Source organism: Paraburkholderia graminis C4D1M (genome assembly GCF_000172415.1).
In the GTDB taxonomy this organism is placed as follows: Bacteria; Pseudomonadota; Gammaproteobacteria; order Burkholderiales; family Burkholderiaceae; genus Paraburkholderia; species Paraburkholderia graminis.
On sequence record NZ_ABLD01000003.1, the window covers coordinates 374,809 to 401,530 of the forward strand.

Below are 26,722 nucleotides of genomic sequence, written 5' to 3' on the forward strand. Positions count from 1 at the left end.
CACGTGTCTTCGCGGTCAATGCGCCGCGAAGACACGCCGGCTCCCGCCATGAACGACGATCAACTCCTTCGCTATTCCCGCCACATTCTCGTCGACGAAATCGGCATCGAGGCGCAGCAGCGTTTTCTCGACGCGCACGCGATCATCGTCGGCGCGGGCGGGCTGGGTTCGCCTGCCGCGATGTACCTCGCGGCGGCGGGCGTCGGACGTTTGACGCTGGTCGATGCCGATACGGTCGACCTCACCAATCTGCAACGGCAGATCCTGCATGTGAGCGCGTCGGTCGGACGCAAGAAGGTCGAGTCCGGCCGCGACACGCTCGCGCAGATCAATCCCGAAGTGCATGTGAACGCGGTCGCCGAACGCGTCGACGATGCGTGGCTCGATCGGCAAGTGCCGGGCGCCACGGTCGTGCTCGATTGCACGGACAACTTCGCGACCCGCCATGCGATCAATCGCGCCTGCGTGAAGCACGGCGTGCCGCTCGTGTCGGGCGCGGCGTTGCGCTTCGACGGCCAGATCAGCACATTCGATTTCCGCGACGAAGCATCGCCGTGTTACGCGTGCGTGTTCCCCGAAGACCAGCCGTTCGAAGAAGTTGCGTGTTCCACGATGGGCGTGTTTGCGCCTACGGTCGGCATCATCGGCTCGATGCAGGCGGCCGAAGCGCTGAAGGTGATCGGCGGAATCGGAACGTCGCTCGCCGGGCGGCTGACCATGCTCGATTCGCTGCGAATGGAATGGACCACGATGCGCATTGCGCGCCAGCCGGACTGCCCCGTCTGCGGAAAACGCCACGGCCACTGAGCACGAGCACGAGCGGGACCGCGAGGTAAGCCACAACGACAAACGCCGCACATGTGCGGCGTTTGTCATTCACGCGTGTGTGTGATCAATCAATCAGGCTTGCGCGACCCGCTTCAGCGCAGCCTGCACCTCTTCCGGTTCAAACGATGCAAGCACATCGGCCACCGGCTTCTCCAGCGTCTTCAGATGCGAGCGCAACACTTCCTGCTTGACCTCGAGCAACTGGCTCGGATGCATCGAAAACTCGGTGAGCCCCATGCCGAGCAATAGACGCGTCAACGTCGGATCGCCCGCCATCTCACCGCAGACCGACACAGGCACGCCCGCCCGCTTCGCCTCGCGCAACGTGAACGCGATCAGATGCAGCACCGCCGGATGCAGCGGGTCGTACAGATGCGCGACGGAATTGTCCGCGCGGTCGATAGCGAGCGTGTACTGGATCAGATCGTTGGTGCCGATCGACAGGAAATCGAGCCGCTTCAGAAAGAGCGGCAGCGCAATCGCGGCGGCCGGAATCTCGATCATCGCGCCGACTTGCACGTTCGGGTTGTACGCGATCCCCGCGTCGTCAAGTTGACGCTTCGCTTCGCGAATCAGGTCGAGCGTCTGATCGATCTCCTGCGCATGCGCGAGCATGGGCACCAGAATCTTCACCGTGCCGAACGCCGATGCACGCAGAATCGCGCGCAATTGCGTGAGGAACATTTGCGGCTCGGACAGGCTCCAGCGAATCGCCCTAAGCCCGAGCGCCGGGTTGGGCGCGGTCTCGTAGCCGTCGCCGCCGCCCATCGAATCGAGCGGCTTGTCGGCGCCCACGTCGATCGTGCGAATCGTGACGGGCAGCCCGTTCATCAACTCGACCGCGCGCCGGTAGGCTTCGAACTGCTCCTCCTCCTCGGGCATGCGGTCTTTGTGATTCATGAACAGGAACTCGGTGCGGAACAGGCCGACGCCGGTCGCGCCCGCATCGAGCGCGGCGCGCGCGTCGTCCGGCAACTCGATGTTCGCGCACAGTTCGATGCGCGTGCCGCACAGCGTTTGCGTCGGCGAAAATTTGAGGCGCTGCAGCTTGCGTTGCTCGAGCGCCTTTTCGCTTTGCCGGTACGAGTACTCCTCCAGCACGATCGGCGCGGGATCGACGATCACAATGCCATGATCGCCGTCGACGATAATCAGGTCGTCCTGACGAATCAGCGCGCTCGCGTGCTGCACGCCGACCGCGGCAGGAATGCCAAGGCTGCGCGCGACGATCGCCGTATGCGACGTGCGGCCGCCGAGATCGGTGACGAAGCCCTGAAACGTTTGCGTTTTGAACTGCATCATGTCGGCCGGCGCGATGTCGTGCGCGACCACGATCATCTCGCTGCAGGCGCCGTGCACGCCGTCCACGAGTGTAGCCGACGCACCCGCCAGCGCCTTCAGCACGCGCTCCACCACTTGCTCGATATCGGCTTTGCGCTCGCGCAGATATTCGTCTTCGATGTCGTCGAAATGACGCGACAGCCGTTCGAGCTGCTCGGTCAGCGCCCACTCCACGTTGTAGCGGCGCGTGCGAATGAGGTCGATGGTTTCCTGAACGAGCATTGCATCGTTCAGGATCATTGAATGAACGTTGATGAACGCGCCCATTTCGCTAGGCGCGTCTGCGGCAAGGTCGGCGCGCAACGCGTCGAGCTCGACATGCACGCATTGCTGGGCCGTGCGAAAGCGCTCGACCTCGCTCTCGATCTGCGCGGGTTCGATCAGATAGTGGTCTACGTCAAGTGCAGCCGGGGCGATCAGGTAGGCCCGCCCGATGGCGATACCGCGTGACACGGGAATTCCATGCAGCGTGAACGACACGCGCACCTCCTCTAGTTGTGTGATGCCGCGGCAAACCGCTGCAATGCTCTCAGACTCTCGTCGTCATTATAAATTCCGCGCCGCCGCAGACGTACGCGAATGCTGTGTGCAGTGCAGCACGAAAGCGCGTAGTAAGAGCGAGGCACAACGGCCGCGTATTCACGCATGTCCGCATATTGTCGCGCGCTAAAAAAAACGCCGCGGAGCGATAGCCGCGGCGTTCTTCTACATTGCACTGTCGATTCGCCAGCTCACTGGCCTTCGCCGAATTTATCCGCGATCAGTTTCAACAATGCGTCCATGGCTTCTTTTTCGTCGGCGCCTTCGGTTTCGATCAGCACCGTGCTGCCGATGCCCGCAGCAAGCATCATCACGCCCATGATGCTTTTCGCATTGATGCGGCGGCCGTTGCGGCTCATCCAGATTTCCGACTGATAGTTGCCTGCGAGTTGCGTCAACTTGGCCGACGCGCGCGCGTGCAGCCCCAGCTTGTTCACGATAGTCGTTTCCTGTTGCAGCATGTGTTGGTCCGAAGCGCGGGTAAGTGTTGTTGTGAAAAGTAGAACGGCGAATCAGGGTGTACTGCAAAGGTTGCACTGCAAGCTGCGCTGCGAACGACTATAAACCGGCCGGCCCGGTCTTCTGTGCGAGGTCCGCATCGGCCGGCAACGCGGGCAGACAGTCGGCGGTGACAGCCGCGGCCTCGGCGGGCGCGGGTGCTGCCGGGCCGATCGCGTGAATGCCCTTGGTCGCGCCGGCGAGCGCTTTGTCTACCAGCGTGTCGAGCGGCGTCGCGCGATAACAGACCGCGCGCACGAGCATCGGCAGATTGACGCCGCACAGCACGCGCACGTCGGGCACGGAAGCCAGCCGCCCGGCGATATTCGCGGGCGTGGCGCCGAACATGTCGGTGAGCACGAGCGCGCCGTTCTCTTCTTTGAGGCGCGCAATCTCGGACTCGGCGAAGGAAACCATTTGCGCGGGATCGCAGTCGGGCGATACGTCCATCACGCCGATGCGAGCCGGCAAACCGCCGTAAATATGCGAAATACAGTCGCGCAACGCGGTGGCGAACGGTGCGTGCGCAATGATCAGAATGCCTGCCATGTCAGCCTACTGCAAAAAGACGGCCCCAAACGTGGATCGGAACGCTGTCCGAAACGCTCGCGCCCTCGGCCGGCCGTTGGCCATGAGAGCCGGAAATACGCCTTTCGCGAACAGAACCTCGAATGCGACGCCGCAGCGGCGCCCACCGAACCTGCCCGTTTCAAGGCTCCGCCGTGCATGCGATGACTCCTTGCGGAGCGTATCGCTACAAATCGACGCGAAGAGCGGGCATTGTAGCAGGCCCGTTTTTCGGGCCCGCGCCGCCGTTCCGCCCGCAGCGGACATGATGCTGATCCTGTCTGTCAGTTTGGGGGCCGCCGCCCAGTTTCAAGACGGCCGCTCAGCCCGCCGCGCGCTCCAGCGCGTCGACGAACATGGCGGCGACGTCAAAGCCCGTCTGATCCATGATCTCGCGGAAGCACGTCGGGCTCGTCACGTTCACTTCGGTCAGCCAGTCGCCAATGGCGTCCAACCCCACCAGCAGCAGACCGCGTGCCGCCAGCACGGGTGCGAGCGTATCGGCGATCTTGCGGTCATGGTCGGTCAGCGGACGCGCCACGCCCAAACCGCCCGCGGCCAGATTGCCGCGCACCTCGTTGCCTTGTGGAATCCGCGCGAGCGAATACGGCACAGCTTCGCCGCCGATCAGCAGAATGCGCTTGTCGCCGTCCTTGATTTCGGGGATGAACTTTTGCGCCATCACTGAGCGCGCGCCGTCGTGGCTCAGCATTTCGACGATCGAGCCCAGGTTCATGCCGTCCGGCTTCACGCGGAATACGCCCATGCCGCCCATGCCGTCGAGCGGCTTCAGAATCACGTCGCCATGCTGCTCGTGAAACGCCCTGAGTCGCGCCGGATCGCGCGTGACCAGCGTGGGCGCGACGAATTCAGCGAACTCGCCGATAGCGAGCTTTTCCGAATGATCGCGAATCGCCTGCGGCTTGTTGAAGATACGTGCGCCCGCGCGCTCGGCCAGTTCGAGCAGCCACGTGGACGTCACGTATTCCATGTCGAACGGCGGGTCCTTGCGCATGACGACCGCGCTGAAGTCCTTCAGCGAGCGCGGCGCGGCGGCGTCTGCCGCATACCATTCGTCGCGGTGCAAATCGGTCACGTCGCCCGTGATCGCAAAACGCTGCACGTTGGCTTCGACGTCGCCGCCCGTCCACGCGAGATGCTTCGGCTCGCAGAAGTACAGCGTATGGCCGCGGCGCGCGGCCTCGGCCATCATCGCGTAAGTGGAGTCCTTGTAGATCTTGAACTGCGTGAGCGGATCGGCGATGAAAAGAATGTCCATGAAGGTCCCGTTGCGCCCTGGAGGGCCTGGCATTGATCGTGAATCGAGCGTGTATTACGCGTGAATGCGGCGTGAACATCGTCGATGAAAACGGCGCGGGGCGGCCTACGCGCTGCCCGCGCCCGGCAATCTCACACGGCTGCGTTCAAACCTGAATGGCTTCCGGATCGGTCTTTTCCAGTTCGACCGATGCAGCCAGCAAGCCGAGCCGCGCCACCACGCCGTACATGTAGAAGCGGTTCGGCGGCGCCGCGCCCGGCTTCGCGTGCGCGTCCGGCAGCGCGGTGTGCTCGAAGCCGAGCGGCACGAAGTGCATGCCCGGCGCGTTCAGGTTCTGGTCGCGCTCGCGGCTGCCATGCACACGGTAGAAGCCGCCCACCACATAGCGGTCGATCATATAGACGACCGGCTCGGCCACTTCCTCGCCGATGCGCTCGAACGTGTACACGCCTTCCTGCACGATCACGTCGTGCACTTCGAGGCCGTCTTTCGTCGCCGCCATCTTCGCGCGTTCGCGTTTCGTGAGCGCGGCCACTTCCGACGCGTCGTGCACCGTCATCACGCCCATGCCGTACGTGCCCGCATCCGACTTGATGACGACATACGGTTTTTCGGAGATGCCGTACTCGCGATACTTTTTCGCGATCTTCTTCAGCACGCCGTCGATCGCATCGGCCAGCGCCTGCTCGCCGGTGCGCTCCTGGAAATCCACGCCTTCCACATGCGCGAAGTACGGATTAATCATCCAGGGATCGATCTCGACCATCTTCGCAAATTTCTTCGCGACGTCGTCATAGCACGAGAAGTGCGTCGATTTGCGGCGCACAGCCCAGCCGGCATGCAGCGGCGGCAGCAGATACTGCTCGTGCAGATTTTCCAGCACGGGCGGAATGCCGCCCGACAGATCGTTATTCAACAGAATCGAGCAGGGATCGAAATTCTTCAGCCCGAGGCGGCGCTGCGAACGCTCGAGCGGTTCGAGCACGAGTTTCTGGCCGTCGGACAGCGCAATGGTGACGGGCCCGTTGATGCTTTCGTCGAGCGTGCCGAAACGCACGTTCAAGCCGGCCTGGCGCATGATCGCGGCGAGCCGGGCGACGTTCTCCAGATAAAACGCGTTGCGTGTGTGGCGCTCGGGAATGACGAGCAGATTCTTCGCGTCCGGGCAGATTTTTTCGATGGACGCCATTGCCGCCTGCACGGCAAGCGGCAGCACTTCCTGCGGCAGATTATTGAACGCGCCGGGAAACAGATTGGTGTCGACGGGCGCGAGCTTGAAACCCGCATTGCGCAGGTCGACCGAGCAATAGAACGGCGGCGTGTGCTCCTGCCACTCGAGCCGGAACCAGCGTTCGATTGCGGGAGTAGCGTCGAGGATCTTCCGCTCGAGATCGAGCAGCGGGCCGTTTAACGCCGTAACTAGGTGCGGAACCATTGATCACTCGCAGACTGGAGAAAAAAGATTGTAGAGCAAATGCTTTGCCCATTTGGGGATGGTTTCTCCATTCGCAAGCCAGCCGGAATGCATTCTCCCTATCGCAATGATAGGCAGGGGAAACTGTCGTGAACAAGAAGGCGAGCAAGAAAAAAGCCCGCCATGAAGGCGGGCCAAATCGCTGCGCTTGTTGCTACCTGTTGCTACCTTTATGAGCCGGTGAGGCTCGGCGAGCCCGGGAGCGCGGGCTCGTGAAACGCCTTCGTTATTCGACGTGTTCGCCGTGCAGGCTCACGTCCAGACCTTCGCGTTCCTGTTCTTCCGTCACGCGGATGCCCATCGTCATGTCGATGACCTTCAGCAGGATGAAGCTCACCACGCCGCTGTAGACCAGCGTCGTCACGACGCCCTTGGCTTGCAGCAGCACGCTGCCGTCGAAGCCGCCGATGTCCTTCACCGCGAACACGCCGGTCAGCAGCGCACCGACGATACCGCCGACGCAGTGCACGCCGAACGCATCGAGCGAATCGTCGTAACCGAGCTTGTGCTTGAGCCACGTTGCCGACCAGAAGCAGACCACGCCCGCCACGATGCCGATCACGAGCGAACCCGTCATGCCGACGAAGCCCGAAGCCGGCGTGATGGCGACCAGACCCGCCACTGCGCCCGACACGATACCGAGCACCGAAGGCTTACCCTTCGCGGCCCATTCGGCGAACATCCACGCGAGCGCTGCCGCTGCGGTCGCCACTTGCGTTGCGAACATCGCGAAACCGGCACGGCCGTCTGCCGCCACTGCCGAACCCGCGTTGAAGCCGAACCAGCCCACCCACAGCATCGCGGCGCCGACCAGCGTCAGCGTGAGGTTGTGCGGAGCCATCGCTTCCTTGCCGTAGCCGACACGCTTACCGAGCACGAGGCAGCAGACCAGACCGGCGATACCGGCGTTGATGTGCACCACCGTGCCGCCCGCGAAGTCGAGGATGCCCGCGGTCGCCAGCCAGCCGGTCGGTTCCCAGACCATGTGCGCGATCGGCGAGTAGACGATGATCGACCACAGGCTCATGAACACGAGCATCGCCGAGAACTTCATGCGGTCGGCAAATGCGCCGGTGATCAGCGCCGGCGTGATGATCGCGAACGTCATCTGATAGACGAAGTAGACCGTTTCGGGGATCGTCTGCGCGAGATGGCTGACGGTCAGCGTCGTGGCCTTGTCGCCCTTGATGTAGTTCATGCCCGACATGAAGAAGCGCGAGAAGCCGCCGATGAACGAGCCGCCCGGCGTGAACGCGAGGCTGTAGCCCACGACCGCCCAGATGATCGTCACGAGGCAGGTGATCGCGAAGCTTTGCATCAGCGTCGCGAGCACGTTCTTCTTACGGACCATGCCGCCGTAGAAGAGCGCGAGGCCCGGGATCGTCATGAACAGCACGAGCGCGGTGGAGGTCAGCATCCAGGCGGTGTCGCCCGAATTGATTTTCGACGAGTCGACCGAGAACGGCGCGGTGGGCGCAGCCGGAGCGGCGTCCGATGCGGCGGGGGCTGCCGCTGCGGCGCTTGCTGCAGGTGCAGCCGAGGCGTCGGCGGCGGGCGCCGAAGCTGCTGCGGCCGCCGAAGCGTCCGCTGCCGGCGCGCTTGCCGCCGTATCGGATGCAGCGGCCGAGGCGGCTACGGGGGCGGAAGCGTCGTCCGCGAGGGCGGCGCCGATACCGCCCGCAAGCAGCGAACCGGCCATCAGCAAGGACATCAATAATTTGCGCATCTTTCGTTTCCTCTTGTCGCTATCTGTGTCGCTATCTTTTGGTGTTACAGAGCATCCGCGCCGGTCTCTCCGGTGCGAATCCGGATGACCTGCTCGATCGGCGTGACGAAAATCTTGCCGTCGCCGATCTTGCCGGTGCGCGCCGCGCGTTCCAGCGCCTCGATGGCCTGATCGACGATGTCGTCCGAGACAGCCGCCTCGATCTTCACTTTCGGCAGGAAATCGACGACGTACTCCGCGCCGCGATACAGCTCCGTATGGCCCTTCTGACGGCCAAACCCCTTGACCTCGGTTACCGTGATGCCGGAGACGCCGATCGCCGACAAGGCTTCGCGCGCCTCATCGAGCTTGAACGGCTTGATGATTGCGGTGATGAGTTTCATGAAATCCCTCGCTTAGTTGCCAAAAACCGTTGCTAACCCGTTTGCGTAACCGCCGCGGAACCGCTGCGTAACCGTCTCGTAAGCTGCCTGTAGCCCGCTCGCTCAAGCCTGGTGGTACTCGTTGCCCTTTCGCCTGGTCTCGTTGCCCTGCCGGAAATTCGTGCCGGCAGAACGCGCGGGGCAGTAAGAGCAACTCGTATGCCATGTTGTGTCAGACTGCCGCCGGTGCACGCCCGGCAAGGGGCGCAGCCGCCCTTGTCCAGATGGCCAACGCGCGCGCTGCGCTGTGGCGCGCCGCCTGGATCATTGCTAGAGTGTCCGCAGGGTCTGCAAGCGCCGACGCGCACCAAACGGGCTCACGCGGCGAAGCACAGCCGGCGTGCACGCACCAAGGCAGCGCATCGTCAGACGCGAGGCACAGACGTAACGAAACGCTGCACATTTTTTGTGCATCAAGGGGAACACCATGAAACAACCAAACGACGTTTTCAACGACATCCAGGCGCGCATGAGCGAGCTGTTCAAGAACTCGCCGGCCAAAGACGTCGAACGCAATGTGAAAGCGATGCTGTCGCAAGGCTTCTCGAAGCTCGATCTCGTCACGCGCGAGGAATTCGATACGCAGACCCAGGTGCTGGTGCGCACGCGTGCGCGCCTCGAAGAACTGGAGCGCCGCGTCGCGGAACTCGAACAGAAGCTGCCCGTCACGACGCAAACGCTCTGACGGTTTCACAAGCAGCGCGTTAGCTGCATCGAGCTGCACATCACAGGCAAGCGAGCCGTGACGTCATCAGCGTATTAAGGGGACCGCAGCGCGCCACTTGCGCGCGGTCCGACGGGAGAAAACATGTCGCTTGCCGTGGTGCGCAGTCGCGCGCCGGCCGCCGGCCGCGCGCCCGAAGTAACCGTCGAGGTTCACCTCGCCAACGGGCTACCCTCTTTTTCGATCGTCGGACTTCCCGATCTGGAAGTCCGCGAAAGCCGCGAGCGCGTGCGCGCCGCGCTGCAAAACTGCGGCTTCGATTTTCCCGTGCGGCGCATCACGGTCAACCTCGCTCCCGCCGATCTGCCGAAGGAATCCGGCCGCTTCGATCTGCCGATTGCCTTGGGCATTCTCGCGGCGAGCGGGCAAATCCCGGCCGAATCGCTCGTCAACCGCGAATTTGCCGGCGAGCTTTCCCTAACTGGCGCGCTGCGTCCGATGCGAGGCGCCTTCGCGATGGCTTGCGGCACCGCGCGCGGCGCGGCGGTTTGCGCGGCAGCTCCTGGTCTCGCCGAAAGCGTGACCGGGCACACGCCGCCCGAGCGTAATCCGCAACTCTATCTTCCCGCGGCCAGCGCGGCGGAAGCGGCGCTTGTCCCCGGCGTGGATGTGTACGGCGCGAGCGATCTGCCGTCGCTATGCGCGCATCTCGCCGATGCGCCCGACGCCCGCCTCTATCCGGTCGCCGCGCTAAACCTGGCCGATACGCGCCCTGCCGCCGTGCCCGACATGGGCGACGTGATCGGCCAACGCGGCGCGCGCCGCGCGCTCGAAGTCGCCGCGGCCGGCGGGCACCATGTTCTGCTGATCGGCCCGCCGGGCGCGGGCAAGTCGATGCTCGCCGCCCGCTTGCCCGGTCTGCTGCCGCCGATGACCGACGACGAGGCGCTCAGTTCGGCCGCGTTGCTGTCGGCGAGCCGCGCCGGTTTCACGCCGGCGCAATGGCGGCAGCGGCCGTTCCGGGCGCCGCATCATTCGTCGAGCGCGGCAGCGCTGGTAGGTGGGCGCAATCCGCCGCAACCGGGCGAGATCACGCTCGCGCACCTGGGCGTGCTTTTCCTCGATGAACTGCCGGAGTTCGACCGCCACGTGCTCGAAACACTGCGCGAGCCGCTCGAAGCCGGGCGAATCACGATTTCACGCGCGGCGCTGCAAGCGGACTTTCCGGCGGCGTGCCAACTGATCGCGGCGATGAATCCGTGTCCCTGTGGATGGCGCGGCGACCCGAATGGGCGTTGTCGCTGCACGCCGGAGATTGCGGCGCGTTATCTGCGCAAATTATCGGGCCCGCTGCTGGACCGGATCGATATTCAGCTAGAAGTGCCGGCGCTGACGTCGGCGGAATTGTCCGCGCGAGCGCATGCCGCCGGAGAAACGAGCGCGGTCATCGCGCGGCGGGTGCTCGCCGCGCGCGAACGGCAATTGGCTCGGCAAGGCAAAACCAACCGTGAGTTGACGGGCAAAGAAGTCGACGAAGTCTGCCGTCCGGACGCGGCCGGGGAGGCGCTGCTGCGGGAAGCGGGCGAGCGTTTCGGCTGGTCGGCGCGCGCATATTACCGCGTCCTGAAAGTCGCACGAACGATTGCCGACCTCGCGGGCGCGAGCATGCCGAGCGCCGCGCAGATCGGCGAGGCGGTTCAGTACCGACGGGCTTTTGGCTCTGGTTGAGGAGAAAAAAATGCTGTCAAGACTTGACTTATGCACATGCCCGCGTTCCAGATAGATTTAGAAACATCTGAAAGGTACTTAGAAAGTCAGATCCAAACGGCATTGATTTCAAAGGATTTTTTCTTCTGCACCAACTACATTCAGACTGACGGAATGCCCACGGCGCGGGCATCTGCGGCAAAAAAAGCGGACTTCTCAACAGAGTTATCCACAGGACGCCCGGCGAGGTGGAAAACTTCAACGTAAACCGCGAATTAGCGCCGAAAGCTGCGAAGGAACTTTCAGTACGTGCGCGCGTCGCTTCGGCGTCAGGTCGGCGCCGAGTCGGCCAAATCTACCGGTTCAATAGAGCTGGAACGACGAGAAAAATTGGTCCACCTGTTCCTGGGGCAGCGGCCCTGACGCGATGATCGCGGCCTGATACGCGTGCCGGCCACGCGCCACGAGGCGCGCATAGACGGTCCGCTTTTCATGGCTGGAGCCGGCCTCGCCGCTCAGCGTCATCTCGAGCCCCAGGACTTTGCCGCCTGCCGCGAGCGGAATCTGCACCGCGCGCGCCTCTGGCGTCACGCCCACGTTTCGCGCGAGGCCGGTGCGCAGGAACTCGAGCGCCTTACGCTGCGTCGCTTCGCTGTCGTCGGGCAGCATGATCGTGCCGACCGCGAACACGGCGTCGCCGGCCTCGGCCGTCTGCATGGCCATCTGCATCGGCGTGCCGTCGACCTGGACCGCGCGCTGATCGTTGCCGGGCTTGGCAGGCAAGTCGATGCTGTAGCCGTTGTCGTTATTCATGACGGTGCGCCAGTCGAAGGTCGGCGAGCAGCCGCTCAGCGCGACGCCGATAGCAAGCGCGCAAACCGCCGCGCGGGTCATCGACTGCGCGCGTGGCTGGCCGCGCAGCATGCGAGCCGCGGCATTGCCATGGAAGACGAGGCTGGAAAACAGACGCGAGGGAATTCGAACGAACAGGGAATAGATGCGGAAAACTGTCTGGAACATGAGCAAGAGAGACCGTGAAGCGGTGAAGTTGACGTGAAGCGCAAAACGCCATTATCCGCTGCAAGCTGATGGAGCGCGTGGAAGCGGCCAAGCGCCCGTTTGGCTGTGCCGGCGCAACGCGGGTTGCGGGTTGCGCTCCCTGCCCCGCATCCCGAATAGGACTACAATATCAACGCTCCGTTGCGGCACGCTCCAAGCCCCAGCCGACGCACTGTCCTGCGCCCTTGCGCGACTTCCGAGGTTCCGCTCATGAGTTCCATCGCATCGACCAGCGCCGTCAAGCGCACGAATCCGCTTCGCTACCTGATCATCGCCGTGGTGGCGATTGCGATCGGCATCGCCGGCTATTTCGCGTTTGCCGGCCAGCAGCGCGTGCCCGACGCGACCTTCACGCTGCTGTCGGGCCAGAAAGTCACGACCGCCGACCTGAAAGGCAAGGTCTACCTCGTCAACTTCTGGGCGACGAGCTGCGACACCTGCATGAAGGAAATGCCGCAGATGGTGCAGACGTATAACCGCTTCAAAGGCAAAGGGCTCGAATTCGTCGCGGTGGCCATGAGCTACGACGCGCCGATGTACGTGACCAATTACACGCAAACGCGCCAGTTGCCCTTCAAGGTCGCCATGGACGACGGCTCGGCCGCCAAACAGTTCGGCAACGTGCAGCTCACGCCGACCACCTTCCTCGTCGACAAAGACGGCAAGATTCTGAAGCGCTACGTCGGCGAACCGCAGTTCGCGGAACTCGATCAGTTGCTGGAGAAGGCGCTGAACGCGGCTTAAGCAGCCGCCAAGCGAAGGCAAGCCAAATCCAGGCCACGCCACCGCAAGCTCAAACAAAAACGCCGGCACTCCCACTTGCCGGCGTTTCTATTTCACCTCTCCCCATCGCCCTTGGCCGCGAGGCCATACCGCTTGATCTTCTCGTAGAGCGTCGCCTTGCCGAGCTGAAGCCGGTCGGCGGCGACCGCCACCACGCCGCCGCACTGCTCGAGCGCTTCCGCGATCACCGCGCGCTCGAATTGCTCGACGCGCTCCTTGAGCGGCTGCGCCTGCCCGCTTTCGTCGCCGAAAGACATCACGGGATCGTCGGCGACACCGAGCACGAAGCGGTCCGCGGCGTTGCGCAGTTCCCGCACGTTGCCCGGCCAGTCGCGCTGCATCAGGCTCGCGCGCTGACGGTCGGTGAGGATCGGCGCGGGCCGCTGATAACGCACCGCCGCGTCGAGCAGAAAGTGTTCGAAAAGCGGCACGATGTCCTCGCGACGCTCGCCGAGCGGCGGCAGCGCGATCGTGACCACATTCAACCGGTACAGCAGATCGCGGCGGAACGAGCCGTCCGCGACGTGTTCCGCCATATCGCCTTTCGCCGCCGCGACCACGCGGCAATTCACGCGAATCGGCTGATTGGAACCGAGCCGCTCTAGCACGCCGTCCTGCAACACGCGCAACAGCTTGACCTGCAACGCGAGCGGCATGCTTTCGATTTCGTCGAGAAAGAGCGTGCCGCCCGACGCATGTTCGAGCTTGCCGATCCGGCGCTTGGCCGCGCCCGTAAACGCGCCGGGCTCGTAGCCGAACATCTCGGACTCGAACATCGGCTCGGGCAGCGCGCCGCAATTCACCGCGATAAACGGCTTGTCGCGCCGCGGCGACAACTCGTGCAAACTGCGCGCGATCAGTTCCTTGCCCGCGCCGGTATCGCCGTTGATGAGCACCGACGCATCGGTCGGCGCGACGTTCGCGATGAGCCGCCGCACCTGCTCGATCGCCGGACTGCGGCCGATGATCCGCGGCGCCACCGTGTTCTGCCCCGCGAGTTCGCGGCGCAGCGCGAGGTTTTCGAGCACGAGCTTGCGCCGCTCCAGCGCGCGCCGCACGGTCTCGATCAACCGCTCGGAGGCGAACGGCTTTTCGATGAAGTCGTAGGCGCCGTCGCGCATCGCCTGCACGGCCATCGAAATATCGCCGTGACCGGTGACGAGAATCACGGGCACATCGGGCGCGCGTTCGTGGCACTGCGCGAGCAACTCGAGACCGCTCGCGCCAGGCAGCCGAATATCGCTGACGATCACGCCGGAAAAATCCGCACTGATCGACTTCGCCGCCGATTCCGCCGACGCATGGCCGACCACATCGAAGCCCGCCAGTTGCAAACTCTGCACGCTCGCGCGCCGCACCAGTTCGTCGTCTTCGATATACAGCACTTGCAAGCCGTCGTTCAGCATGTCGTTCTCATCGGAATCAGGAACCCGTGGTGAGCGGGTCCGCGGTAGGGCTCGTCTGCACGCGGGCGCGGCGCAGCGTCAACACGAAGAGTGCACCGCCTTGCGGCGCGTTGCGCGCCACCAGCGTGCCGCCGCAATCGCGTGCGATCGACGAAGAAATCGCGAGCCCGAGACCGAGTCCCTGGCCCATTTCCTTGGTGGTGAAGAAAGGTTCGAACAGGCGCGGCAGCACGTCTTCGGCGATGCCTGGACCGTTGTCGCCCACCGCGAACGAGAGATTGTCCGAAGCCACCTCGATATGCACCGAAATGCGCGGCGCGCTCATGCCGGCGGTGGCGTCGAGCGCATTGCCGAGCAGATTGATCAGCACCTGTTCGAGACGCAGATCGTCGCAATGCGCGATCAGGTCGGGATGATCGTCGGCAAGATCGAGCGGCGTGCGCGTACCGCTTTCGACATCGAATAGCGCAAGCTGCAGTTCGACGCCCTGAAAGCGCTTCTGCAACAGCGCGAGCGCATTGCGCAGCGCGCGCACAGCCGACGCGCGCGCGCTGCGCGGCCGCGCCCTTCCGACGAACAGCTTCAACTGGTTCGTGATCTTGCCCATGCGCTCGGTGAGCGCCGCGATCGCTTCGAGATTTTCACGCGCCGACGCCTGATCGCCGCGCTCGAGCAGCACGCGCGTGTTGTCGGAAAAACCGCGCAACGCAGCGAGCGGCTGATTCAGTTCATGCGTGATGCCGGCCGCCATCTGACCGAGCGCGGCGAGCTTGCTGGCCTGGATCAACTCGTCGTGCGCGGCGCGCAGTTCCTGCTCGGCGCGCGTGCGCTCGGCGACTTCCTTCTGCAACTGCTCGTTCGCCTGCGACAGATCGGCGGTGCGTTCCGCGACGCGCTGATTCAGTTCGGCATACGCCTTTTGCAACAGCGTACGGCTGCGCATCACCTCGCGCACGCGCGAGCGGCGCATTCTCCAGTAGAACGCGAGCAGCACGAGCGACACATAGCCAAAACCCGTGACGATGGTCGCGTTGCGCGCGTCGGCATCGACGGGGCTCACGGGCGCCATCGTGATCAGATGCCAATCGGGTTCGCCCATGCCGCGCCGCGACGCGAGATAACGCGGCGCATAGCGGCCGCCGCCCACGCGCACAATCTGCGCGTCGCCTTCCAGCTTGCGTTCGATCGTCACCGGCAGCGGCGCGATCGGCTGCTGCGCATATTGACGCGCCTGGTAAATCGAATCGGCGACCTGGCCCGACAGCGGTCGTATCGTGTGGTATTTCCACGCGGGCACCGACGACAGAAAGATCACGCCGTGATCGTCGGTGACGAGCAACGGCTCGGACGCGTCCGAGCCCTGAAACCATTCGAGATCGAGTTTGACGACCGCCGCGCCGACAATCTTGCCGTCGCGCCGCACCGGCTGCGAAATGTAATAGCCCGGCGCCTGCGAGATCGTGCCGATGCCGAAGAAGCGGCCCACGCCGCCCTTGATTGCATCGACGAAATACGGCCGGAACTGATAGCCCGCGCCGATGAAACTGCCCGGCCCTTGCCAGTTGCTCGCGGCCACGCAGTAGCCGTCGAGCGGAATGATGTAGGTGACCGTCGCGCGCGCGTGGCGGTTCAGGTCTTCGAGATAGAGATTCGCGCGCTCGACGTTGGCCGGCGACGGATCGACCAGCACGTCCTGCACGATCGGATGTTCCGCGAGCAGATACGGCAGCGATTCATAGCGCTCGAGCGTGCTCTTGAGCGAACTCGCGGTACGGTCGACGCGCCCCGCCGCATTCAACCGCAAGCTGTCGATGCCGCTTTGCCACGCGACGCTATAGGTGAGCCCGCACGCCGCAACGAGCCCGGCAACGAGCGCGAAGAGGATCAGCAGGCGGCGGGTCACGTTGGCACTATCCGGTCGGGTGGGATCGGATATTGTGGCATAAGGCGAAGCGCCGTCGGCCTGCGCTTCCTCGGCCGACGGCACTGGGGTTGGGCGCGCGTTCACCGGTTGCATGGGCTGGTGTCCGCGGCCGCAAACATCACGCTATTTCAGGCGATGCCCGACGACGTCCGGCTTAGACGCTGGCCGGTTCGTCGACCGGCACATCGCCGCGCAGCGCCGCTTCCAGCTTGCTGCGGTCCAGTTCCTTTTCCCACGCCGACACCACGACGGTCGCCACGCCATTGCCGACGATGTTGGTCAGCGCACGGCATTCGCTCATGAAGCGGTCGATGCCGAGAATCAGCACCATGCCCGACAGCGGAATGGTCGGCACCACCGCCAGCGTCGCGGCCAGCGTGATGAAGCCCGCGCCGGTCACGCCGCTCGCGCCTTTCGAGGTCAGCATCGTCACCGCGAGCAGCGTGAGCTGCTGCGTCCACGTGAGGTCGGTGTTCGTCGCCTGGGCGATGAACAGCACGGCCATCGTCATGTAGATGTTGGTGCCGTCGAGGTTGAACGAATAACCGGTCGGCACGACGAGGCCCACCACCGAACGCGAACAGCCGAGCTTTTCGAGCTTCAGCATCAGTTGCGGCAACGCGGCTTCCGACGAGCTCGTGCCGAGCACGATCAGCATCTCTTCCTTGATGTACGCGATGAAGCGCAGGATATTGAAGCCCACCGCACGCGCAATCGCGCCGAGCACCACCACCACGAACACGATCGCGGTCAGATAGAACGTGCCGATCAGCTTGAGCATCGGCAGCAGCGAGCCGATGCCGTACTTGCCGATGGTGAACGCCATCGCGCCGAATGCACCGATCGGCGCGAGCTTCGTGATGATGCCGACCATGCCGAACAGGATGCTCGACAGGCTTTCGATAAAGCTCGTCACCGGCTTGCCGCGTTCGCCGATGTGCGCGAGCACCGCCCCGAACAGCAGCGCGATCAGCAGGATCTGCAGGATTTCGCCTTGCGAGAATGCCGACACGAGCGTGTCCGGAATGATGTGCATCAGGAAGTCGACGGTCGTCTGACCGTGCGCCTTCGCGGCATACGATGCGACTTCCTTGCCGTTCAGCGTAGCCGGATCGACGTTGAAGCCGACGCCCGGCCGCAGCAGGTGCGTCGCCGCGAGGCCAAGCAGCAGTGCGAACGTCGAGACGATTTCGAAGTACAGCAGCGCCTTGCCGCCGACGCGCCCGACCTTCTTCATGTCTTCCATGCCGGCGATGCCGGTCACGACCGTACAGAAGATGATCGGTCCGATCACCATCTTGATGAGCTTGATGAACGCATCGCCGAGCGGCTTCATGTCGACGGCGAAGGTCGGATAGAAATGGCCGAGCGCGATACCGATGATGATCGCCACGATCACCTGGACGTACAGCACTTTGTGGATAGGTTTCTTCACGATGTTTCCTGCGATGTGGGTGAGCCCATGGCCTGCCACGCTGCGCATCATGCGAACGAATGAACGTCGCCTCTGCACGGCATTAGGCCGCGACAAGACGACGAATTCAGAAATACCGGGAAGGGAAATCAGACATCGTTGTCTCCTTGCTTTAGTTGTCGGACCGTTGCGGCCGCGTTATCTATTTTGCAAGGTCGATGCCAGCTTGATGCCTAAGACATACCCTTGATTCTTATGGGTTTGCGCGCAAGATCTGGCGCACGCGTTCCGGGATTCCGGAAATCCGGACGAGCGGCGTCGGGAAACCCGGATTCGCCGCCGCGCAAACCTTCGGGAAAACCCGAAGCCTTTGCGGGCGGGCTTCGGCGGGCTTTGGCGGGCTTTGGCGGATTGTCAGGCGTTGCCTTCCTCGAGCACCAGCAGGTTGTCGTGCGAAAAGCCGAGCGACACCGGCTGCCCTCTTTCGGGTAAACCGCGATTCGGATCGTTGAATACGTCGAGCGAAATCACCGCGTCTTTTACGCGCGTTCTGATGCGCACGACGGCGCCGAGAAAATTCACTTCTTCGACGGTCGCATTCAGCGTGTTGCGGCCGGGCGCCGCAGGTTCGAGCACGATCGCTTCGGGACGCAGCGCGAGCAGGCGCTTCTTGCCGGCATCGGCGGAAGGAAGTTGCTGCGTGGTGATGAGCTCCTGACCGTCCACGGCCATCTTGCCCGTCGCCGGATCGATCACATGCCCGGCCAGAATATTGAGCGTGCCGACGAACGACGCGACAAAACGCGTGCGCGGATAGTTGTAGATTTCCGATGGCGAGCCGATCTGTTCGACGCGACCCTCGTTCATCACGACGATGCGGTCGGAAATGGACAACGCCTCTTCCTGATCGTGCGTGACGAAAATCGACGTGATGCCGAGTTCGCGCTGCAACGCGCGAATGTCCTGCCGCAACGAGATGCGGATTTTTGCGTCGAGCGCGGACAGCGGCTCGTCGAGCAGCAACACCTGCGGCTTGCCCGCGAGCGCGCGAGCGAGTGCCACGCGCTGCTGCTGACCGCCCGACAGTTGCCACGGATAACGCCCGCCGAGCTGCGGCAGCTTGATCAGATGCAGCATCTCCTCGACGCGCTGATTGATCTCCGCCTGCGGCCGGTGCGTGATCTTCAGCCCGAAGCCGATGTTCTCGGCCACCGTCATGTTCGGAAAGAGCGCATACGACTGGAACACCATGCCGACCTTGCGCTGCCGCGTGCGCAGATGCGTGACGTCCTTGTTGTCGAGCCGGATAATGCCGCGCGTCGGCGTCTCGAATCCGGCGATCATGCGCAGCACGGTCGTCTTGCCGCAACCGGACGGTCCGAGGAACGTGACGAACTCGCCGCGCTCGATCTTCATGTCGAAGTGATGCAGCGCGATGTTCGACGCGAAGGACTTGTGCAGATTTTCTATCTCGAGAAATGCCATGGTTCGCTGCCTCAGTGCGTCAGATTTTCTGGCCGCTCAACGCGCGGGCCGAGCCGAACACCTGTATCAATCCCATCGACGCCCACGTGATCATGAACGCGATAATCGCCAGCGCCGACGGCTCATACGCGCGATTCGCGCCGATCAGTTGCAGATACGGACCGAACGCGGGACGGTCGAGCAGGCTCGCGAGCGTGAACTCGCCGATCACGACCGCAAAGGTGAGAAAGGCGCCGGACAGAATGCCCGAGCGGATATTCGGAAAGATCACCTTGAACAGAATGGTCGGCCAGTTCGCGCCAAGACATTCGGCGGCTTCGGTGAGCGAGCGGACGTCCACGGCGCGCAGGCCCGCATCGACCGCGCGGTACATGTAGGGCAAGGAGAGCGTCACGTAGCCGAATACGAGCAGCAGATCGGTCGCGCGCTCGTTGCCCGTGAGCGGCAGAATCGAACTGCTGTTGTAGATGCGCAGATAGCCGAACACGATCACGATAGCCGGTACGACGAGCGGCAGCAGCGTGATGAATTCGACGACCGGCCGCAGCCTCGGCAAGCGCAATTGCACCCAGTAAGCGGTCGGCACCACCAGCAATATGCCGACGACGATCGTCAGCAGCGCCATCAGAATGGAATAACCGAACGAAGCCTGAAAGCGCGGATCGCTCAGCACGACGCTATACGCCTCGAAGCTGTAGGTGCCGCGTTTCATCCGCAAGCTGAATTCGAACGTGGCGATCAGCGGGATCAGGAAGTACAGCGAACCGATCACCGTCGCGGTCCACGCTCCGACGCGGGATTGGCTTTTCATCGACGGCCCCTTTCGGCGCGCGAACGCAGCCAGATGTAGCCGCCATTCGACAGCCCGGTCACGAGCACCATGCCGAGTGCGAGCGCGTAGCCGAGGTTCTGGTTATGCATGACGTCCCCGCGTATTTGTGCAAACAGCAGGATCGGCACGATGTTCAGCGAGCTGCCCGTCAATGCATAAGCCGTGGCCACCGCACCGAACGCATTGGCAAAGAGCAGCAGCGTCGCGCCCAGCACGCTAGGCCACAACACGGGCAACGCGACGTGGCGCCAGTATTGATACGCGGTGCCGCCGAGGCAATCGCATGCTTCGCGCCATTCGCGCTTCAGGCCGTCGAGCGCGGGGGTGACGATCAGTACCATCAACGGAATCTGGAAGTACAGGTAAGTGAGCGTGAGCCCCGAGAAGCTGAGAATGCTGAAGCCCGTCGAGTAAAGATTGAAGCCGAGGTATTTCTTCAGCAGCACGGTGACGAGCCCGACGCGCCCCAGCGTGCAGATGAACGCGAACGCGAGCGGCACGCCCGCGAAGTTCGACGCGACGCCCGAGAATGTCATCAACGTCGGACGAATCCAGCCGGGCAGCTTGCCCTGCACCGCAGCCCACGCGAGCAGCGAGCCGATCAGCGCGCCGCCCGCCGCCGACGCCGCGCTCACCTTGAAGCTGATCCAGTAGGCGTCGAGTATCGACGGCTGAAACAGATCGCGTAGATTGGCGAGCGTGAAGTGACCTTGCGCGTCCTGGAACGCGCCGATCATCAGAAAGCCGGTCGGCAGAATCAGGAACAGCAGCGCGAACGTGAAGAACGGCACGACGCCGATCCACGCAAGCATCTGCGACGCGCGGCCCGGACCGTCGACGCGCGGCGTCGGCGTGGGCACGGGCGGCACCAGCAGATCCGGCGGCACCGATCCAGCATCCGATGAAGCGCTCATAGCTCACCTTTGGGCTTGATGACTAACGCCGCAAACGCCGCTCTTTGCGAACGGCGCCGCGGCGCACACATGACTTCGCGCTTTCTAAAGCTGCGCTTACTTGACGTTCGCGCCGACCACTTCGTCCCAATGCTTCGTGATGGTTTCCTTGTACGCGTCCTGCTGCTGAAGCGTCGGGAACACCACGTTCTTATACGACGACGGCGGCGGCAATTTGTCGAGCAACGCTTGCGGCACTTTCTTCGCGGCCACGAGTTCGTTGTAGCGCATCGGATGGCAATAGCCGGCCAACCAGCCAAGCTGGCCTTCGTCGGAATAGAGGTACTCCATCCACAGCTTCGCTGCGTTCGGATGCGGCGCGTAGGCGCTAATTGCCTGAACATAGACGCCTGCGACGACGCCCGTTTTCGGAATCACGACCTGCACCTTCGGGTTGCCCTTCAGCGTATCGCGATCGGCCAACGCGTTGTAATCCCAACGGACGACGATCGGCGTCGTCCCTTGTGCAAGCGATGCCGCCTTGCCGATCACCGGCACGAAGTTGCCGCTCTTGTTCAGGTCGGCGAAGTACTTGAGGCCGGCTTTATCCGCCTTCGCCGCATCGCCCTTGCTTTGCGACAAGCCCGCCGCATAGACCGCCTGGATCGCCTGATTCGCCGAGCGCGGATCGCCCGCGAGCGACACGGCGTTCTTGTAATCGGACTTGAGCAGATCGCTCCAGTCGGACGGCGCCTTGTCGATCATGTCGGCGTTGACTTCGAACGCAAGCACGCCGTAGTAATCGCCGTACCAGTAGCCGTCCGGATCTTTCGACTCCTTCGGAATCGAGTTCCACGACGACACCTTGTACGGTTGCAGCAGGCCGTCGGCCTTCGCGGTCGGACCGAACGACAGACCCACGTCGATCACGTCGGGCGCTTGCGGACCTTTGTTGCCCTTGTTCGCCTTGATGGCTTCCACTTCGTCGCCCGAGCCCGCGTCCGGATTCAGTTCGTTGATCTTGATGCCGTACTTCTTCTGAAAACCCGCGACGAGTTGCCCGTAGTTGCACCAGTCGTGCGGCAACGCGATCACGGTGAGCTGGCCTTCCTGCTTCGCGGCGGCGATCAATGCGTCGAGCGGCGCGGCCGATGCGCTGCTCGCGCCGGCGGCGGCGACACCCGCGACGGCCGACATCGAAAGTATCCGAGCTAACACGGTGCGGTTCATAGTTTTCCCCATCCTCTGCCGAAGTTGTTGCGTTTGGAAAGTTGCAGGTTCGACTTCAAGGGCACAGCTCGCTCGCACTCGTCCGCTGGTGCTTTCGTGCTTGCGCGCCCACGCCATGCCTGCGCCGGCTGCGGCGCTCAAAGCATGTCGTGCGACAGCTTATCGATGCGATCTGTACAAATCATGTCGACGCCCCATTGCGCGAGCAATTCGGCGCGCGCGGGATCGTTGACGGTGTAAGCGAGTACATGCAAGCCGGCCGCGCGAATTTCCGCGACGAGCGGTTCGGTCAGATAAAGGTGGCTCGCGTGCAAGGACACGCAGTCCAGTTCGCGCACGATACGCAGCCAGTCCGCGGGCACTTCCTCGAACAGCATGCCGCGCCGCAATGAAGGCGCGGCGTCGCGCGCGGCCGCGAGCGCGTCGAAAGAAAACGACGACAGCAGCGGCGGCGTCTGGTCTTTCCACAACTCGAGCGCGGCGCTCGCGACGAGCTGGCCGGTGATCTCATCGCGACCAGGACAGGGTTTGATCTCGATGTTCGCCGCGATGCCATCGCGCGCGCAACGCGCGGCCGCATCGGCGAGCGTCGGCAAACGCGTGCCCGCGAATTGCGGCCCGTACCAGGCGCCGGCATCGAGCAACGCAAGCTGCGCCCATGTGTAGACCGCCGCCGCGCCATACCCGTTGGTGGTGCGCTCGAGCGTGTCGTCGTGCAGCAGGAAAAGCTGGTTGTCGACGGAAAGCTTGGCGTCGAATTCGACCATGCGGTAACCGTAACGCACGCAGGCGTCGAAGCCCGCTAACGTGTTCTCCGGCGCAAGCGTGCCGCCGCAGCGATGCGCGACGAGCGGCGGATACGGCCAGTCTGCAGGTGATGCACGATCGATCCCGTTTGCCACGTCCCGTCACCTTTCACTCAGAATAAGCGCGTTTCGCCGCGCGCCGACGCCAAAGGTCTTGTCAAAAAACGCCATGACAATGCGCGAAAGCACAGATTAACTTTGCCTTCGACGATTCGATGTTCGAATCAGGCGGCGCTTCGATTTGCGAAGGCTAAAGTCAAATACACAAACTTGCAAGCTACCAAAAAAATACAACACAATCCGGCTGAAGTAGTACGCTTGACATCGTCTCGACACACATTCATGTCCACGATGTCGTCAGTCGAAACACGTTGTGCGAGCGCCTTCGCATCCAAGGAAAATGCATGTGGCAGGAAGACCGTCATCAGAGAATACGCGCGTTATTGTCGACGCTCCATAGAGTGTCGACCGAACGGATCATGGCGGACCTGGGCGTGTCGCGCGAAACCGTGCGGCGCGACCTGCTCGATCTCGAAGCGCTCGGTGAACTGCGGCGTGTGCACGGCGGCGCGATCAAACCCGCCGACGAAGCGCCGATCGCCGAGCGCGCCCACATGCGCGTCAAATCGAAAACGGCCATTGCCAAAGCGGCAATCGGTTTGATTGCGAGCGGCCAGACGCTTTTTATCGACGCGGGCACGACCACCGCCGCGCTCGCCGAAGAACTGGCGAAGCTCGCGAATCTGACCATCGTCACAAATTCAATCGACGTCGCGTTGAAAATGCGCGGCGCGGCCGAGCAGTCGGAAGCCGGCAACGAAGTGATTCTGCTCGGCGGCACGATCAGCGACCGCGCAATGGCGACCACCGGCGCGACCACCGTGCTCGACATTCAGCGGTATCGCGCGGACCTCGCGCTGCTGTCGCCGGTCGGCATCGACCATCGGCATGGCGCGACGAATTACGATCACGCCGAAACCGAAGTGGCGCGCGCGATGGTCGCGAATGCGGACCGTGTGGTGATCCTCGCCGACTACAGCAAGATCGGGCAGCGCAGCCGGATTTCGTATTGCCCGGTCGAGCAGATCGACGTGCTCGTCACCAATAAGAAGGCCGCGGATGCGGCTGATTTCGGTGCGCTGAAAAAGAAGCTGGAAGAAGTGGTGCTGGCGTGAAGCGCGGAGCGTGAAGCTTCACGCGGATTGCCGCGCTTCGCGGAATCATTCCTTCACATGCATGGTATCGAGCACACGCTTGCGCAAGCGCGTGTCGTGCAGCGCGCCCGCGGCATCCAGAACCGGATAAGCCGTCGAGCAAAACAGCGAATTGAGCCGCTTCATGTCGCTGATCAGATCGAGATGCAGCGCGCTGGTTTCGATGCTGCGCAGCGTCTGCCCGGCGAGTCGATCCAGATGCCGATACGAATACGCGCGCTCCAGATCGCGAAAGCGCTCTTTCTCCGCGAGAAGCCGCTCGGCGCAACGCAGATCGTTGTTGAGGAACACTGACAGGCCAAGCTGCAGATTGCTGACGAGCCGCGTCTGCAAATCGTCCAGTTCGCCGAGCCCTTCTTCGGAAAACGACAGCCGGTGCGCGATCTTTTTCTCTTCGATGTCGCCCACGATCCGCTCGATGATGTCGCCCGCGTGCTCGAGGTTGATGGTCAGCGAAATGATGTCGGTCCAACGGCGGCTATCGGCTTCGTCAAGCTGCTCGCGTGAAATCAGCGTGAGGTAGTTCTTGACCGCGGCGTACAGTTCGTCGACGTCGTCGTCCATGCGAACCGTTTCGCGCGCCTTGTCGAGACGGTTGTGATGAATCAGCTCGGCCACATTGTCGAGCATGGTCCGCACGATGTCGCCGATACGCAGCACTTCGCGCGCGGCATTGGCGAGCGCGAGCGTCGGCGTGGACAGCGCGGCTGCGTCGAGATGCAGTGGCCGCAGTTCGCCGTTCGGCATGGGCCGGTCGGGCAGTACGCGCTCGCAGATACGCGCGACCGGATCGATCAGCGACAGGCATACGCCGCAGCGCAGCGCGTTGTAGATCAGGTGAAAGCCGACTGTGGCTTCGCGTGGATTGGCGATCAGCATCGGCAGCCAGCGCGCGAGCAAGGACGCGAACGGCAGGATCAGCAACGCGCCCGCGAGCTTGAACGTGAAGCTGCCGAGCGCAAGACGCCGCGCCGCCGAATTCTGCGCGGCCGCGCCGAGCAAGGCGACGAGACCGCTGCCGAGATTCGCGCCGATCACAAGGCACAGCGCCACCTTCAACGAAATCACGCCCGACGACGCGAGCGTCGCCGTGAGCAGCACCGCTGCCAGGCTCGAGTACGACAGGACGGCGAAGGCGGCGCCCACCAGCGCGTCGAGCATCGTGTCGCCCGTCAATGCGCCGAACATCACGCGCACGCCGGCGCCTTGCATCATCGGCTGCGCGGCCTCGACGATCAGATGCAGCGCGAGCAGGATCAGGCCGAGACCGATCAGCGTGCGGCCGACCTGGCCGGCGCGTGTTTGCTTGCGCGACAGAAAGAGCGGCACGCCGAACAGAATAAGGATGGGCGACAACCACGAGAGATCGAGTGTGAGAACCCGCGCCATTAGCGCCGTGCCGACGTCGGCGCCGAGCATGATGGCGAGCCCGCTGGTGAGCGGCAACAGCCCTTGGGCCGCGAACGACATGAGGATGACCGCAGTGGCGTTGCTGCTTTGCACGAGACTGGTGACGCCGACGCCGGACAGGAACGCGCGCCAGCGGTTGCGCGTGCTGCGCCCGAGCACGCCGCGCAGATCGGCGCCCAGCACGCGAAGGATGCCCGTGCGCACGATATGCGAGCCCCACACGAGCAGTGCCACGCCTGCGAGAAGGTTAAGGAGAATCAACATAAGGCACTGCGCACTCGTTCTCTGCTGCCGTAACCGGAACCGCATGCCGCGCACGGCATCCGGGGCGTATGACAGTAGTGTTGCACATTTTTGCCTTATTGTAATTTTGTGCTTTTAAATATACGCTCGCGCAACGATGTCGAGCGCGGCGTGGCCGCTTTTTGCTGCGCACGTCGTGCTCATATCAACCGTATGCCGCTAACGCTTTGGTCACCTGATCACGAGGACAACCGGATGAGCCGCAATCTCGCGCTGTTCGACCTGGACCATACGCTGCTGCCGCTCGACAGCGATCAGGCATGGGCGCACTTTGTCGCCGGACTTGGAATAGAAGGCGCGGCGCGGCACGCGCAGGACATCGACGAGTATTACCGGCAATACGTGGCCGGCACGCTCGACATGGCGGCCTATCTGGAGCGCACACTGGCGCCGCTCGCTCGCCATTCGCGCGAGCAACTCGACCTCTGGCACGCGCGCTTCATGCAGGAGGTGATCGCGCCCGCCATCCTGCCAGCCGCACGCGAACTCGTGCAACGTCACAGGGACGCGGGCGACCTGTGCTGCATCGTCACGGCGACGAATGTGTTCGTGACCGCGCCGATCGGCAAGGCGCTCGGCTTCGAGCATCTGCTTGGAATCGAGCTTGGCACCGAGGGCGGCGATCCGCTCGCGCGCTTCACGGGCGCGTCGGTCGGCATTCCGACTTTCCGCGAAGGCAAAATCACGCGCACCGAGAACTGGCTGGCCTCGCTAGGTCACTGTTTGCAGGACTTTCCGCAAAGCTGGTTTTATAGCGATTCGATCAACGACGTCCCCTTGCTCGAACGCGTCACGCATCCTGTCGCGACGAATCCCGATGCGCGTTTGCGCGCGATCGCGAATGAGCGGGGTTGGCCGGTGATTGAGCTTTTTGCATAGCGCACGCGGTAGCGCGCCGTTCAACGCATATGCGGGGT

At 63.3% G+C, this 26,722-nt stretch carries 23 protein-coding genes; 6 read left to right on the forward strand and 17 right to left on the reverse strand.

The window, feature by feature from the left end; genetic code table 11:
- Window positions 1-48: 48 nt before the first annotated feature.
- Window positions 49-807: a HesA/MoeB/ThiF family protein gene (locus BGRAMDRAFT_RS07435; RefSeq protein ID WP_029969653.1), complete on the forward strand. Its 759-nt coding sequence runs from the start codon at window positions 49-51 to the stop codon at window positions 805-807.
- A gap of 93 nt (window positions 808-900) precedes the next feature.
- Here BGRAMDRAFT_RS07435 and ptsP read toward each other — a convergent pair whose 3' ends face one another.
- From ptsP to BGRAMDRAFT_RS07470, 7 genes are all read right to left on the reverse strand, one after another.
- Complete coding sequence (gene ptsP, locus BGRAMDRAFT_RS07440) at window positions 901-2,649, reverse strand: phosphoenolpyruvate--protein phosphotransferase (RefSeq protein WP_006048083.1); 1,749 nt, start codon at window positions 2,647-2,649, stop codon at window positions 901-903.
- Between the two features lie 251 nt (window positions 2,650-2,900).
- On the reverse strand, window positions 2,901-3,170 hold the full coding sequence (locus BGRAMDRAFT_RS07445; RefSeq protein WP_006048084.1) for an HPr family phosphocarrier protein: 270 nt from the start codon (window positions 3,168-3,170) through the stop codon (window positions 2,901-2,903).
- Between the two features lie 97 nt (window positions 3,171-3,267).
- Window positions 3,268-3,756, reverse strand: coding sequence for a PTS sugar transporter subunit IIA (locus BGRAMDRAFT_RS07450; protein ID WP_006048085.1), 489 nt, complete (start codon window positions 3,754-3,756; stop codon window positions 3,268-3,270).
- A 340-nt stretch (window positions 3,757-4,096) separates the two neighbouring features.
- Complete coding sequence (gene gshB / locus BGRAMDRAFT_RS07455; RefSeq protein WP_006048086.1) at window positions 4,097-5,053, reverse strand: glutathione synthase; 957 nt, start codon at window positions 5,051-5,053, stop codon at window positions 4,097-4,099.
- A gap of 145 nt (window positions 5,054-5,198) precedes the next feature.
- Window positions 5,199-6,488, reverse strand: a complete 1,290-nt coding sequence (gene gshA / locus BGRAMDRAFT_RS07460) for a glutamate--cysteine ligase (protein ID WP_006048087.1) — start codon at window positions 6,486-6,488, stop codon at window positions 5,199-5,201.
- Between the two features lie 265 nt (window positions 6,489-6,753).
- On the reverse strand, window positions 6,754-8,253 hold the full coding sequence (locus BGRAMDRAFT_RS07465) for an ammonium transporter (protein ID WP_006048088.1): 1,500 nt from the start codon (window positions 8,251-8,253) through the stop codon (window positions 6,754-6,756).
- Between the two features lie 44 nt (window positions 8,254-8,297).
- On the reverse strand, window positions 8,298-8,636 hold the full coding sequence (locus tag BGRAMDRAFT_RS07470; protein ID WP_006048089.1) for a P-II family nitrogen regulator: 339 nt from the start codon (window positions 8,634-8,636) through the stop codon (window positions 8,298-8,300).
- A 466-nt stretch (window positions 8,637-9,102) separates the two neighbouring features.
- On the opposite strand from BGRAMDRAFT_RS07470, the gene BGRAMDRAFT_RS07475 reads away from it, so the two are divergent.
- Entirely contained in the window at window positions 9,103-9,360 is a 258-nt protein-coding gene (locus BGRAMDRAFT_RS07475; protein ID WP_006048090.1) for an accessory factor UbiK family protein, read from the forward strand.
- Window positions 9,361-9,483: 123 nt separating this feature from the next.
- On the forward strand, window positions 9,484-11,067 hold the full coding sequence (locus tag BGRAMDRAFT_RS07480; protein WP_006048091.1) for a YifB family Mg chelatase-like AAA ATPase: 1,584 nt from the start codon (window positions 9,484-9,486) through the stop codon (window positions 11,065-11,067).
- A 342-nt stretch (window positions 11,068-11,409) separates the two neighbouring features.
- On the opposite strand, the gene BGRAMDRAFT_RS07485 is transcribed toward BGRAMDRAFT_RS07480, so the two are convergent.
- Window positions 11,410-12,066 carry a hypothetical protein gene (locus BGRAMDRAFT_RS07485; RefSeq protein WP_006048092.1) on the reverse strand — a complete coding sequence of 219 codons (657 nt, stop codon included), beginning with the start codon at window positions 12,064-12,066 and terminating at the stop codon, window positions 11,410-11,412.
- A gap of 249 nt (window positions 12,067-12,315) precedes the next feature.
- Here BGRAMDRAFT_RS07485 and BGRAMDRAFT_RS07490 point away from each other — a divergent pair, with 249 nt between their 5' ends.
- A complete protein-coding gene (locus BGRAMDRAFT_RS07490; protein WP_006048093.1) occupies window positions 12,316-12,849 on the forward strand; it encodes a TlpA disulfide reductase family protein in 534 nt (177 codons plus the stop codon).
- Window positions 12,850-12,941: 92 nt separating this feature from the next.
- On the opposite strand, the gene BGRAMDRAFT_RS07495 is transcribed toward BGRAMDRAFT_RS07490, so the two are convergent.
- From BGRAMDRAFT_RS07495 to ugpQ, 8 genes are all read right to left on the reverse strand, one after another.
- On the reverse strand, window positions 12,942-14,294 hold the full coding sequence (locus BGRAMDRAFT_RS07495; protein WP_006048094.1) for a sigma-54-dependent transcriptional regulator: 1,353 nt from the start codon (window positions 14,292-14,294) through the stop codon (window positions 12,942-12,944).
- 16 nt (window positions 14,295-14,310) lie between these two features.
- Complete coding sequence (locus BGRAMDRAFT_RS07500; protein ID WP_006048095.1) at window positions 14,311-16,311, reverse strand: sensor histidine kinase; 2,001 nt, start codon at window positions 16,309-16,311, stop codon at window positions 14,311-14,313.
- A 61-nt stretch (window positions 16,312-16,372) separates the two neighbouring features.
- Window positions 16,373-17,653 carry a dicarboxylate/amino acid:cation symporter gene (locus tag BGRAMDRAFT_RS07505; RefSeq protein WP_029969651.1) on the reverse strand — a complete coding sequence of 427 codons (1,281 nt, stop codon included), beginning with the start codon at window positions 17,651-17,653 and terminating at the stop codon, window positions 16,373-16,375.
- Between the two features lie 393 nt (window positions 17,654-18,046).
- A complete protein-coding gene (locus tag BGRAMDRAFT_RS07510; protein ID WP_006048097.1) occupies window positions 18,047-19,117 on the reverse strand; it encodes an ABC transporter ATP-binding protein in 1,071 nt (356 codons plus the stop codon).
- 19 nt (window positions 19,118-19,136) lie between these two features.
- Window positions 19,137-19,928: an ABC transporter permease gene (locus BGRAMDRAFT_RS07515; RefSeq protein ID WP_006048098.1), complete on the reverse strand. Its 792-nt coding sequence runs from the start codon at window positions 19,926-19,928 to the stop codon at window positions 19,137-19,139.
- Window positions 19,925-20,863 (reverse strand): ABC transporter permease, encoded by a 939-nt coding sequence (locus tag BGRAMDRAFT_RS07520; RefSeq protein WP_006048099.1) that lies wholly within the window; start codon window positions 20,861-20,863, stop codon window positions 19,925-19,927. The genes BGRAMDRAFT_RS07515 and BGRAMDRAFT_RS07520 overlap by 4 nt, the downstream gene beginning before the upstream one ends.
- Before the next feature lie 96 nt (window positions 20,864-20,959).
- Entirely contained in the window at window positions 20,960-22,072 is a 1,113-nt protein-coding gene (locus BGRAMDRAFT_RS07525) for an ABC transporter substrate-binding protein (protein ID WP_029969649.1), read from the reverse strand.
- A 137-nt stretch (window positions 22,073-22,209) separates the two neighbouring features.
- Window positions 22,210-22,974: a glycerophosphodiester phosphodiesterase gene (ugpQ, locus tag BGRAMDRAFT_RS07530; RefSeq protein WP_006048101.1), complete on the reverse strand. Its 765-nt coding sequence runs from the start codon at window positions 22,972-22,974 to the stop codon at window positions 22,210-22,212.
- A 308-nt stretch (window positions 22,975-23,282) separates the two neighbouring features.
- Between ugpQ and BGRAMDRAFT_RS07535 the strand changes: the two genes are divergently transcribed.
- Window positions 23,283-24,053, forward strand: coding sequence for a DeoR/GlpR family DNA-binding transcription regulator (locus BGRAMDRAFT_RS07535; protein ID WP_006048102.1), 771 nt, complete (start codon window positions 23,283-23,285; stop codon window positions 24,051-24,053).
- 45 nt (window positions 24,054-24,098) lie between these two features.
- Here the strand turns inward: BGRAMDRAFT_RS07535 and BGRAMDRAFT_RS07540 are convergent, their stop codons facing one another.
- Window positions 24,099-25,766: a Na/Pi cotransporter family protein gene (locus BGRAMDRAFT_RS07540; protein WP_006048103.1), complete on the reverse strand. Its 1,668-nt coding sequence runs from the start codon at window positions 25,764-25,766 to the stop codon at window positions 24,099-24,101.
- Window positions 25,767-26,000: 234 nt separating this feature from the next.
- Between BGRAMDRAFT_RS07540 and BGRAMDRAFT_RS07545 the strand changes: the two genes are divergently transcribed.
- Complete coding sequence (locus tag BGRAMDRAFT_RS07545; protein ID WP_006048104.1) at window positions 26,001-26,684, forward strand: histidinol-phosphatase; 684 nt, start codon at window positions 26,001-26,003, stop codon at window positions 26,682-26,684.
- The last annotated feature ends 38 nt before the right edge of the window (window positions 26,685-26,722 follow it).

Coding starts and splice junctions, on each gene's coding strand:
- BGRAMDRAFT_RS07490 (WP_006048093.1), top strand. CDS start 12,316: ATGAGTTCCATCGCATCGACCAGCGCCGTCAAGCGCACGAATCCGCTT.
- BGRAMDRAFT_RS07510 (WP_006048097.1), bottom strand. CDS start 19,117: ATGGCATTTCTCGAGATAGAAAATCTGCACAAGTCCTTCGCGTCGAAC.
- BGRAMDRAFT_RS07535 (WP_006048102.1), top strand. CDS start 23,283: ATGTGGCAGGAAGACCGTCATCAGAGAATACGCGCGTTATTGTCGACG.
- BGRAMDRAFT_RS07445 (WP_006048084.1), bottom strand. CDS start 3,170: ATGCTGCAACAGGAAACGACTATCGTGAACAAGCTGGGGCTGCACGCG.
- gshA (WP_006048087.1), bottom strand. CDS start 6,488: ATGGTTCCGCACCTAGTTACGGCGTTAAACGGCCCGCTGCTCGATCTC.
- BGRAMDRAFT_RS07465 (WP_006048088.1), bottom strand. CDS start 8,253: ATGCGCAAATTATTGATGTCCTTGCTGATGGCCGGTTCGCTGCTTGCG.
- BGRAMDRAFT_RS07470 (WP_006048089.1), bottom strand. CDS start 8,636: ATGAAACTCATCACCGCAATCATCAAGCCGTTCAAGCTCGATGAGGCG.
- BGRAMDRAFT_RS07525 (WP_029969649.1), bottom strand. CDS start 22,072: ATGAACCGCACCGTGTTAGCTCGGATACTTTCGATGTCGGCCGTCGCG.
- BGRAMDRAFT_RS07545 (WP_006048104.1), top strand. CDS start 26,001: ATGAGCCGCAATCTCGCGCTGTTCGACCTGGACCATACGCTGCTGCCG.
- BGRAMDRAFT_RS07450 (WP_006048085.1), bottom strand. CDS start 3,756: ATGGCAGGCATTCTGATCATTGCGCACGCACCGTTCGCCACCGCGTTG.
- BGRAMDRAFT_RS07500 (WP_006048095.1), bottom strand. CDS start 16,311: ATGCAACCGGTGAACGCGCGCCCAACCCCAGTGCCGTCGGCCGAGGAA.
- BGRAMDRAFT_RS07475 (WP_006048090.1), top strand. CDS start 9,103: ATGAAACAACCAAACGACGTTTTCAACGACATCCAGGCGCGCATGAGC.
- BGRAMDRAFT_RS07520 (WP_006048099.1), bottom strand. CDS start 20,863: ATGAGCGCTTCATCGGATGCTGGATCGGTGCCGCCGGATCTGCTGGTG.
- BGRAMDRAFT_RS07540 (WP_006048103.1), bottom strand. CDS start 25,766: ATGTTGATTCTCCTTAACCTTCTCGCAGGCGTGGCACTGCTCGTGTGG.
- BGRAMDRAFT_RS07495 (WP_006048094.1), bottom strand. CDS start 14,294: ATGCTGAACGACGGCTTGCAAGTGCTGTATATCGAAGACGACGAACTG.
- BGRAMDRAFT_RS07480 (WP_006048091.1), top strand. CDS start 9,484: ATGTCGCTTGCCGTGGTGCGCAGTCGCGCGCCGGCCGCCGGCCGCGCG.
- gshB (WP_006048086.1), bottom strand. CDS start 5,053: ATGGACATTCTTTTCATCGCCGATCCGCTCACGCAGTTCAAGATCTAC.
- BGRAMDRAFT_RS07515 (WP_006048098.1), bottom strand. CDS start 19,928: ATGAAAAGCCAATCCCGCGTCGGAGCGTGGACCGCGACGGTGATCGGT.
- BGRAMDRAFT_RS07485 (WP_006048092.1), bottom strand. CDS start 12,066: ATGTTCCAGACAGTTTTCCGCATCTATTCCCTGTTCGTTCGAATTCCC.
- BGRAMDRAFT_RS07435 (WP_029969653.1), top strand. CDS start 49: ATGAACGACGATCAACTCCTTCGCTATTCCCGCCACATTCTCGTCGAC.